The organism is Bartonella sp. AA83SXKL (genome assembly GCF_042196965.1).
Lineage (GTDB): Bacteria > Pseudomonadota > Alphaproteobacteria > Rhizobiales > Rhizobiaceae > Bartonella.
The window spans coordinates 1-776 of the sequence record NZ_JBHIRG010000155.1; the positions used below are offsets into that span (position 1 = coordinate 1).

The following is a 776-nucleotide window of genomic DNA, read 5'->3' on the forward strand; positions in this document are numbered from 1 at the left end:
AGATATCAATAATCGACTGCCGCAAATGCTCTATGCCAACCAATGGCTTTCCTGTTGTGCGGTCCATTCCACTGTTCAATTTGGACCTCCTGTCATGGAGCCACCAGGGGAAACACCTCCATGAACATGGCTGTTTCCAATATTGGTGCCATTATGCTTTAAATCACTAGAATGGATGGAAACACCCTCACTTGAATGAAGAGCAATGCCATCATCCGAATGGAGTGAAACACTTCCACCTGCTTTCAGGGCAATGTTTTTTTCTGCACTTAAACTCAGGTCACCTTGTGAAATAATTTTGATGCCCTCTGCGGCTTGCAGTTCTAACTTTTTACCATCCCCTTTTATCGATACGCCATCAGAAATCGTGAGACTAAACTTTCCTCCTGATGTGAGATTAAGGGTATAGCTGTTTTGTTTATCATCATATTCAAGGATGGTTCCATCAGGGTATATAGTTCGATGAATGCTGCCTTTATTGGCGGCTTGATGTGCATCGGTATGAATAGAGCCAACAATCACCCCTTGTGATAAATCGCCTGATGATGAAACAACAACCACTTGTTCTCCAACATCGCGCCCTTCATAAGAGCGTGTTTTACCAGCACGGGCTTGGGTATCTGGAATCCAATCACTGACAAGATTTCCAGTTTTTACTCGATAGCGTGCGTTTTTATGGTCAACATGGCTAATTTTCCCTACCACAACCATATTGGCTACACGTCTCTTTAAATCGGTGATCTCTTTATCGCGTCGCTCTAACATGGTCACCTTCA

1 protein-coding gene and 1 pseudogene are annotated in these 776 nt (G+C 43.6%); both read right to left on the reverse strand.

Translation table 11 applies throughout. The annotated features are described in order from the left end of the window. Positions 1-79: pseudogene (locus ACFINO_RS10290) on the reverse strand (baseplate assembly protein W); the annotation flags it as partial. Then, positions 76-765 carry a phage baseplate assembly protein V gene (locus ACFINO_RS10295; protein WP_375655727.1) on the reverse strand — a complete coding sequence of 230 codons (690 nt, stop codon included), beginning with the start codon at positions 763-765 and terminating at the stop codon, positions 76-78. The gene ACFINO_RS10295 and the pseudogene ACFINO_RS10290, both read right to left, overlap by 4 nt. Between the last annotated feature and the right edge of the window lie 11 nt (positions 766-776).